This window comes from Herbaspirillum lusitanum P6-12, from assembly GCF_000256565.1.
Lineage (GTDB): Bacteria > Pseudomonadota > Gammaproteobacteria > Burkholderiales > Burkholderiaceae_D > Herbaspirillum > Herbaspirillum lusitanum.
Genome location: NZ_AJHH01000011.1, coordinates 1 through 8,777, shown reverse-complemented (window position 1 = coordinate 8,777; position 8,777 = coordinate 1). Strand labels below are relative to the sequence as shown.

The following is an 8,777-nucleotide window of genomic DNA, read 5'->3' as shown; positions in this document are numbered from 1 at the left end:
GGGCGGCCGGCGCAAGTCGGGCATGGCTCGGGAATCACCTTGCCGCTGCCGTGACACTTCGGGCAAGTCTGCTGGATGCTGAAGAAACCTTGCTGCATGCGTACCTGGCCGTGGCCGCCGCAAGTGCCGCAGGTGGTTGGCGAAGTACCAGGCTTGGCGCCGGACCCATGGCAGGTGTCGCACTCGTCCCAGGACGGTACGCGGATGGTGGTGTCGAAACCGTGCGCCGCTTGTTCCAGCGTGATCTCGAGGTTGTAACGCAAGTCGGCGCCGCGGTACACCTGCGGACCTGCGCCGCGACCACGGCCACCGCCGCCGCCGCCGCCGAAAATGTCGCCGAAGATATCACCGAAGGCATCGGCAAAGCCGCCTGCACCCGCGCCGCCACCGCCACCCATGTTGGGATCAACGCCGGCATGACCGTAACGATCGTAGGCGTCGCGCTTTTGCGCGTCGGACAACATCTCGTAGGCTTCCTTGACCTCCTTGAATTTCTCTTCCGCGCCCTTGCTGTCAGGGTTGCGGTCAGGATGGTATTTCATCGCAAGCTTGCGATAAGCCTTCTTGATCTCGTCGTCGGTCGCATTTTTTGCTAAACCAAGGATTTCGTAAAAGTCACGTTTTGCCATGTTTTATAACACCTTGTTATTGGGCTTCCCCGCACTTGCGCGAGAACCAACAATGTGAAAAAGCCGAGAGACGATCTTGCGACCATCTTGCTCGGCGTGTCGGGCGGTAAAGCCGGCCGACGTGTGTCTGAATCTGAATCCGGATCTGAATGACTTCCTCGGGCTGCGGGCGAAAGAAAATCTCTCTCGCCCGCAATCCGGATTACTTCACTTCCTTGAAGTCGGCATCGACCACGTCGTCGTCCTTCGGACGCGATTCGCCGGCACCAGCAGAACCACCCGCCGCACCAGCTGCACCGCCGGCGGCAGCCTGTTGCGCCTGCTGGTCGGCGTACATCTTTTCGCCCAGCTTTTGCGCAGCCACGGACAATGCTGCCGTCTTGGCGTCGATGGCGGCCTTGTCGTTCGCCTTCAGGACTCCTTCCAGCTCCTTGATGGCGGCTTCGATGGCGTCCTTCTCACCGGCTTCCAGCTTGTCGCCGTATTCGGTCAATGCCTTGCGTGTCGAGTGGACCAGCGCGTCGCCCTGGTTGCGGGTTTCGGCCAGCTCCTTCAGGCGCTTGTCTTCTTCGGCGTTGGCTTCGGCGTCGCGCACCATCTTTTCGATCTCATCTTCGCTCAGGCCGGAGTTGGCCTTGATGGTGATCTTGTTTTCCTTGCCGGTGGCCTTGTCCTTGGCGCCGACGTGCAAAATACCGTTGGCGTCGATGTCGAAGGTCACTTCGATTTGCGGCGTGCCGCGTGGCGAAGGCGGAATGCCTTCCAGATTGAATTCGCCCAGGCCCTTGTTGCCGGCCGCCATTTCGCGCTCACCCTGGAAAACCTTGATGGTCACGGCAGGCTGGTTGTCGTCCGCAGTCGAGAACACCTGGCTGAACTTGGTCGGGATGGTCGTGTTCTTCTTGATCATCTTGGTCATCACGCCGCCCATGGTTTCGATACCCAGCGACAGTGGCGTGACGTCCAGCAGCAGCAAGTCCTTGCGCTCGCCCGACAGCACCGAACCCTGGATCGCAGCGCCGACGGCGACCGCTTCGTCAGGGTTGACGTCCTTGCGCGGTTCCTTGCCGAAGAACTCCTTGACCTTTTCCTGCACCTTCGGCATACGGGTCATGCCGCCGACCAGAATGATGTCGTCGATGTCGGTAACCTTGACGCCCGCATCCTTGATCGCGGTGCGGCATGGATCGATGGTCTTGGCGATCAGCTCTTCCACCAGCGATTCCAGCTTGGCGCGGGTGATCTTCAGGTTCAGGTGGACCGGCGCGCCATTGGCCATGGCGATGTACGGTTCGTTGATTTCGGTTTGCTGCGACGACGACAGTTCGATCTTGGCGCGCTCGGCCGAGGCCTTGATGCGTTGCAGAGCGATCGCGTCCTTCGACAGGTCGAGGCCGTTGATCTTCTTGAACTCGTCGATGATGTAATCGATGATGCGTTGGTCGAAATCTTCGCCGCCGAGGAAGGTGTCGCCGTTGGTGGACAGCACTTCGAATTGCTTCTCGCCATCGACATCGGCGATTTCAATGATCGAGACGTCGAACGTACCGCCGCCCAAGTCATACACCGCGATCTTGCGGTCGCCCTTTTCGGTCTTGTCGAGGCCGAACGCCAGCGCAGCGGCGGTCGGTTCGTTGATGATGCGCTTGACTTCCAGGCCGGCGATACGGCCGGCATCCTTGGTCGCCTGACGTTGCGCGTCGTTGAAGTAGGCCGGCACGGTGATGACCGCTTCGGTGACTTCTTCGCCGAGGTAGTCTTCGGCGGTCTTCTTCATCTTGCGCAGCACTTCTGCGGAGATTTGCGGCGGCGCCAGCTTGTTGTCGCGCACGCCGATCCAGGCGTCGCCGTTGTCGGCCTTGACGATGGCGTAAGGCATCAGGGAGATGTCCTTCTGCACTTCTTTTTCGTCGAACTTGCGGCCGATCAAACGCTTGGCGGCGTAGATGGTGTTTTTAGGATTGGTGACGGCCTGGCGTTTGGCAGGTGCGCCAACCAGCACTTCGCCGTCTTCCTGATACGCGATGATGGAAGGCGTGGTACGCGCGCCTTCGGAGTTCTCGATGACTTTCGGCTGGCCGCCTTCCATGACGGAGACGCACGAGTTGGTAGTACCCAAGTCAATACCGATGATTTTGCCCATGATTTTTCCTTCGATCCTTAAGTCCCGTTAGGGAACAACAATAGTTTTGATAGTTTTAATATGTGGAGAAAAATCTGACTTTCAAGCGGCGAGTGCCACTTAAAAGCAAATTTTGTGCCGTTTATCGTTTTTATCTGTACGGCGCCAGCTTACTTGCCCTGCGCCACAGTCACCAGGGCCGGACGCAACAGGCGTTCGGAGATGGTGTAACCCTTTTGCAGGACGGTCACGACAGTATTGGCTTCCTGCTCGGCCGGCACGGCCGAAATTGCCTGATGCTTCATCGGATCCAGCTTTTCCCCGGCTTCCGGACTGATTTCCAGCAATTTGTTCTTCTCGAACGCGGCCGACAGTTGCTTCAATGTCATGTCGACGCCTTCCTTGAGCGATTCGACCGAGGGTGTTTCGATCTTCAGCGCCATTTCCAGACTGTCCTTGACCGACAGCAGCGATTCGGCAAAGCCTTCGATCGCAAACTTGTGGGCGCGGCTGATATCGTCCTGGGCGCGGCGTCGGATGTTCTCGGCTTCGGCCTTGGCGCGCAGGAAAGCATCCTGCATCTCGGCGATCTTGGCTTCGGCGGCGATCAACTGCTCTTCCAGGCCCGGCTCCACGGCTTCAGACGCCTGCGTCTGCGCTTGCGCGTCCTGCACTGCTTCGTTTTCCGCTGGCTTTTCCGTATCTTGCATAGTTAATACTCTCCGACATGGTACGTATGGTAGGTTTTGCGCGCCTTATGGCGCTTGGGGCTGCACATGAGGCTTAACCTTAGTTTTTCAATGGTTATTACGTGCAGATGCCATATCCAGAAGTCCTATGACATCCAAAAACGTTCTAACGCTTTGTTACAGAATTTACTACACTTGAAATAGGCGTTTGCGATGCACCATTTATGATGGTGCGATCGAACTTGATTTAAGTTTCCCCCGCCAATTTTCAAGGAGACGTCATGAAATTGCCGCTTATCTCCGCCACCGTCCTCGCCTATACCTTGCTGGCAGCAGCGTGGATCAGCTATTCGCAACTGGTTGCGCTGTACTGAAGCCGGCGTCGGGGTCTCTTCCCCGCCGCGCCGAACGGCGCATCTGACTCGCATTTTATTTCCGCCATGCAAGATCAGCGCAGCCCGCTATTTTAACAGGCTGCAGTCCCGTTTCGTCCAGTTTGCGGCGCACAGGCTATTGCGTGGCGCCGTGGCGGCGGGCCTGTTCGGCTGAGATGGCAGCCTGTTTCTGTTCTTCTTCGCGCTGTGCGGCGCCGGCAAAAGTCGGCCAGCCGATGAGGTGCTGCTCGGCGATTTCCATCATGCCCTGGCCCCAGGCGGGCGCATCGTTCAGGCACGGGATGAAATGAAATTCGCGGCCGCCGGCGTGCAGGAATTCGGCCTTGGCTTCCATCGCGATTTCTTCCAATGTCTCGAGACAGTCGCTGGTAAAGCCCGGACACATGACATCGACGCGCTGCACTCCCTGGCGCGCCAGCTCCTGCAAGGTCGGCGCGGTGTAGGGCTGGAGCCACTCAGCCTTGCCGAAACGCGACTGGAACGTCACCACGTATTCCGCCTCGCTCAAGCCCAGCGCTTCGGCCAGCAGCCGCGCAGTCTTGTAGCATTCGCAATGATAAGGATCGCCCAGCAGCAGCGTGCGCTTGGGCACGCCGTGGAAACTCATGACCAGCTTGTCCGGCTGGCCGTTGGCGTCCCAATGCGTCTGCACCGAGCGCTTGAGCGCCTGGATGTAGCCGTCGTGGTCGTGGTAATGCTTGATCAGGCGCAGTTCGGGGACATTGCGCACCTTGGCGAAATGCTGGAATACGGCGTCGAAAATCGAGGCAGTCGTGGTCCCGGAATACTGCGGATAGGCGGGCAGAACGAGGATGCGGTCGCACCCCTGCGCCTTGAGTTCGTCGAGCACGTCCGACACCGCCGGACTGCCGTAGCGCATCGCATGAGTGACGTGGACGCGGTGGCCGCGTTCGAGCAGGCTCTTGGGGCGGCGCGCGAACGGCGCATCTGACTCGCATTTTATTTCCGCCATGCAAGATCAGCGCAGCCCGCTATTTTAACAGGCTGCAGTCCCGTTTCGTCCAGTTTGCGGCGCACAGGCTATTGCGTGGCGCCGTGGCGGCGGGCCTGTTCGGCTGAGATGGCAGCCTGTTTCTGTTCTTCTTCGCGCTGTGCGGCGCCGGCAAAAGTCGGCCAGCCGATGAGGTGCTGCTCGGCGATTTCCATCATGCCCTGGCCCCAGGCGGGCGCATCGTTCAGGCACGGGATGAAATGAAATTCGCGGCCGCCGGCGTGCAGGAATTCGGCCTTGGCTTCCATCGCGATTTCTTCCAATGTCTCGAGACAGTCGCTGGTAAAGCCCGGACACATGACATCGACGCGCTGCACTCCCTGGCGCGCCAGCTCCTGCAAGGTCGGCGCGGTGTAGGGCTGGAGCCACTCAGCCTTGCCGAAACGCGACTGGAACGTCACCACGTATTCCGCCTCGCTCAAGCCCAGCGCTTCGGCCAGCAGCCGCGCAGTCTTGTAGCATTCGCAATGATAAGGATCGCCCAGCAGCAGCGTGCGCTTGGGCACGCCGTGGAAACTCATGACCAGCTTGTCCGGCTGGCCGTTGGCGTCCCAATGCGTCTGCACCGAGCGCTTGAGCGCCTGGATGTAGCCGTCGTGGTCGTGGTAATGCTTGATCAGGCGCAGTTCGGGGACATTGCGCACCTTGGCGAAATGCTGGAATACGGCGTCGAAAATCGAGGCAGTCGTGGTCCCGGAATACTGCGGATAGGCGGGCAGAACGAGGATGCGGTCGCACCCCTGCGCCTTGAGTTCGTCGAGCACGTCCGACACCGCCGGACTGCCGTAGCGCATCGCATGAGTGACGTGGACGCGGTGGCCGCGTTCGAGCAGGCGCGCGCCAACAAGGCGGCCTGGCGCTCGGTGTTAAGCCTGAGCGGCGAGCCTTCGGCGTCCCAGATGGAGGCGTATTTTTCAGCCGACTTGCCGGAGCGGAACGGCAGGATGATGCCGTTGAGGATAAACCACCAGATGGCACGCGGGATTTCCACCACGCGCGGGTCCCACAAGAACTGCTTCAGGTAACGCCGCACCGCACGTGCAGTCGGCGCGTCCGGCGTGCCGAGGTTGACCAGCACGACGGCAGCCTGGGCCTGCTGGCTGCCATGGAGGTAAGGAGGTTCTTTGCGAAATGACATGGAAATCCGTGAAGGTCTGGCGTTGGCTGGATTGGCTGGAAGGAAGCGGTGCTGGCGGGGCGTTACAGCGCCAGCAGTTCGCGCGCGTGCTTGCGCGTGGTGGCGGTAATTTCCAGGCCGCCCAGCATGCGTGCGATTTCTTCCACGCGCGACTTGACGTCGAGCGCTTCGATCTGCGACACGGTCTTGCCGGCCTCGTTGCGCTTGCTGACCTGGAAGTGCTGGTTGCCTTGGCTGGCGACTTGCGGCAAGTGCGTTACGCACAAGACCTGGCGATCCTGGCCGAGGCGTTTCAACAGGCGCCCGACCACTTCGGCCACACCGCCGCCGATGCCGCTGTCGACTTCGTCGAAGATCAGGGTCGGCGTCGCGGTCGAACTCGATGCAATCACCGAAATCGCCAGGGCGATGCGCGCCAGTTCGCCGCCGGAAGCGACTTTCGCCAGCGGCCGCGGCGCTACGCCGGCGTGCCCCGCCACCAGGAATTCCACTTGCTCCACACCATACGCCGCCGGTTCGCATGCTTCCAATGCGATGGCGAAACGTCCGCCCGACATGCTCAGGTCCTGCATGGCGGCAGTGACCGCTTCGCCCAGCGCCTTGGCTGCCTTGATGCGGCCTTTCGACAATTTCTGCGCGGCGCCGGTGTAGGCGGCCTGCAGTTTTGCTTCCTGCGCGCGCAAGGCATCGAGGTCGCTGGCATCGGCCAGCTGCTTCAATTCTTCCGCCAGCTTGGCGTGCTCCTGCGGCAAGTCGTCCGGCGCCACGCGGAATTTTCGCGCGGTCGAATGGATCGCTTCCAGCCGCCCTTCCACCAGCTTCAACCGCGCCGGATCAAGCTCGACCCGGCCGAGGTAATCATTGAGCGCGTAGACCGCTTCCTGCAACTGGATCTGCGCCGGCTCCAGCGCCTCCATGACCGGCTTGAGCGCGGCGTCGACGTCGGTCAATTTGCCCAGTTTCTGCGTCAGCGAAGACAGCTGCGACAGGATCGGCGAGTCCGATTCGGAGATCGCGCTCAGCGCTTCCTGCGCGCCGTCGATCAGGCTGGCGGCGTGCGACAGGCGACTGTGTTCGTTGCTGATGTCGCTCCATTCGCCCGGCTTGACTGCCAGTTTTTCGAGCTCGCTGACCTGCCATTCGAGGCGCTCGCGTTCGAGGAGGACGTTCTTGGCGTTGACTTCGAATTCTTCACGCTGCTTCGCCAACGCGCGCCAGGTTTTGTAGGCAGCGGCGACGGCTTTGGCTTCCTCCAGCAATCCCGCCTGGCTGTCCAGCAACTGGCGCTGGGCGTCGGACTTGAGCAGCGACTGATGTGCGTGCTGGCCGTGGATGTCGACCAGCAGCTCGCCGAGTTCGCGCAATTGCGTCGCGGTGGCGGCAATGCCGTTGATGAAGGCCTTGGAACGGCCGGCGTTGTCGATCACGCGGCGCAGCAGCACGCCGCCGTCCTCGTCGAAAAACTCATGCGCTTCGAGCCAGGCGGCAACATAGGGACCGGCGCTGAAATCGGCCGTGATGTCGGCCTTGGCCGCGCCTTCGCGCACCACGCTGGCGTCGCCGCGACCACCCAACGCCAGCGCCAGGGCGTCGATGAGGATGGATTTGCCGGCGCCGGTTTCGCCGGTGAAGACGGAAAATCCGGGAGCGAACTCGAGTTCGATGGCATCGACGATAACGAAATCACGAATCGACAGGGTACGCAGCATGGGATGATGGACTTGGTGTTTTATCAATATCGGCGGCGTCTTTCCGTACGGAGAACCGCATGGAAAAGACACCCGAGGCGCCTATTGTACTTTTAGATAGCCCGCTTATTGCAGGCGGCCTTCAACCGACGGGTATTCGTTCCAGTGCAGCTTTTGCCGCAAGGTGTCGTAGTAGCTCCAGCCTTCCGGATGCAGGAAGGTGATCTTGTGCGCCGAACGCCGGATCACGATGCGGTCGCCGTGCGACAGGCTGGTCAGCGACTGCATGTCGAAGTTGGCGCTGATGTCGCGGCCGTTGACGACCTGGATCGAGATCTCACAGGAGTCCGGAATCACGATCGGCCGGTTCGACAAGGCATGCGGCGCAATCGGCACCAGCACGATGCCGTGCAGGCTCGGATGCAAAAGCGGGCCGCCGGCCGACAAGGCATAGGCGGTCGAGCCGGTCGGGGTGGCCACGATCAGACCATCGGAGCGCTGGTTGTACATGAAGCGGCCATCCACTTCCACGGTCAGCTCGACCATGCCGGAAGACGCGCCGCGCGCGACCACCACGTCATTGAAAGCGAGCGCGTTGAAAATCTGTTCGCCATCGCGAAATACCGTGGCTTCCAGCAGCGAGCGCGTTTCGACGTCGACCTTGCCGTCCAGCATGTCGGCCAATACCGGTATCATGCGGTCTAGCGAAATATCCGTCATGAAGCCCAACCGCCCCTGATTGATCCCGATCAGCGGCACGTTGAACGGTGCCAGTTGCCGTGCGATGCCGAGCATGGTGCCGTCGCCGCCGACCACGATGGCGGCATCGGCGAACTGGCCGATCTGTTCCGGCGACATGGCGTCATAGCCTTCCAGCGCGATGTTCTGCGCGGTCTCGGCTTCGAACACGATGGTATGGCCGTGCGCTTCCAGGAAGGCGGCGATATCGGAAAGGGATTGCGCGATGCCGGCGGCATGATATTTGCCGACGATTGCAATGGTTTTGGGCGTTGCCGCCTGCACGGGTAATTTGATGGGCCACATGCTGCGGATTAAAGCATAATTCGGGGCCTGTTAACAATGAATTTGCGAGTGCGAACGCGC

6 protein-coding genes and 1 pseudogene are annotated in these 8,777 nt (G+C 60.7%); all 7 read right to left on the bottom strand.

Annotation, left to right across the window (positions count from 1 at the left end):
* A partial coding sequence (locus HLUSI_RS0100445; protein WP_016832081.1) for a DnaJ domain-containing protein occupies nt 1-629 on the bottom strand: 629 nt, incomplete at its 3' end.
* A gap of 202 nt (nt 630-831) precedes the next feature.
* A complete protein-coding gene (dnaK, locus tag HLUSI_RS0100440; protein WP_016832080.1) occupies nt 832-2,772 on the bottom strand; it encodes a molecular chaperone DnaK in 1,941 nt (646 codons plus the stop codon).
* Nucleotides 2,773-2,921: 149 nt separating this feature from the next.
* Complete coding sequence (gene grpE, locus HLUSI_RS0100435; protein ID WP_016832079.1) at nt 2,922-3,461, bottom strand: nucleotide exchange factor GrpE; 540 nt, start codon at nt 3,459-3,461, stop codon at nt 2,922-2,924.
* Between the two features lie 489 nt (nt 3,462-3,950).
* Nucleotides 3,951-4,808, bottom strand: a complete 858-nt coding sequence (hemH, locus tag HLUSI_RS26300) for a ferrochelatase (RefSeq protein ID WP_016832077.1) — start codon at nt 4,806-4,808, stop codon at nt 3,951-3,953.
* A 68-nt stretch (nt 4,809-4,876) separates the two neighbouring features.
* Nucleotides 4,877-5,985, bottom strand: a pseudogene (gene hemH / locus HLUSI_RS26295) (ferrochelatase).
* 62 nt (nt 5,986-6,047) lie between these two features.
* Complete coding sequence (recN, locus tag HLUSI_RS0100415) at nt 6,048-7,694, bottom strand: DNA repair protein RecN (RefSeq protein WP_016832074.1); 1,647 nt, start codon at nt 7,692-7,694, stop codon at nt 6,048-6,050.
* Nucleotides 7,695-7,799: 105 nt separating this feature from the next.
* The gene (locus HLUSI_RS0100410) at nt 7,800-8,717 is read right to left on the bottom strand and encodes an NAD kinase (protein ID WP_016832073.1); all 918 of its coding nucleotides are present in this window, start codon (nt 8,715-8,717) and stop codon (nt 7,800-7,802) included.
* Between the last annotated feature and the right edge of the window lie 60 nt (nt 8,718-8,777).

Coding starts and splice junctions, on each gene's coding strand:
- recN (WP_016832074.1), bottom strand. CDS start 7,694: ATGCTGCGTACCCTGTCGATTCGTGATTTCGTTATCGTCGATGCCATC.
- dnaK (WP_016832080.1), bottom strand. CDS start 2,772: ATGGGCAAAATCATCGGTATTGACTTGGGTACTACCAACTCGTGCGTC.
- grpE (WP_016832079.1), bottom strand. CDS start 3,461: ATGCAAGATACGGAAAAGCCAGCGGAAAACGAAGCAGTGCAGGACGCG.
- HLUSI_RS0100410 (WP_016832073.1), bottom strand. CDS start 8,717: ATGTGGCCCATCAAATTACCCGTGCAGGCGGCAACGCCCAAAACCATT.
- hemH (WP_016832077.1), bottom strand. CDS start 4,808: ATGGCGGAAATAAAATGCGAGTCAGATGCGCCGTTCGCGCGCCGCCCC.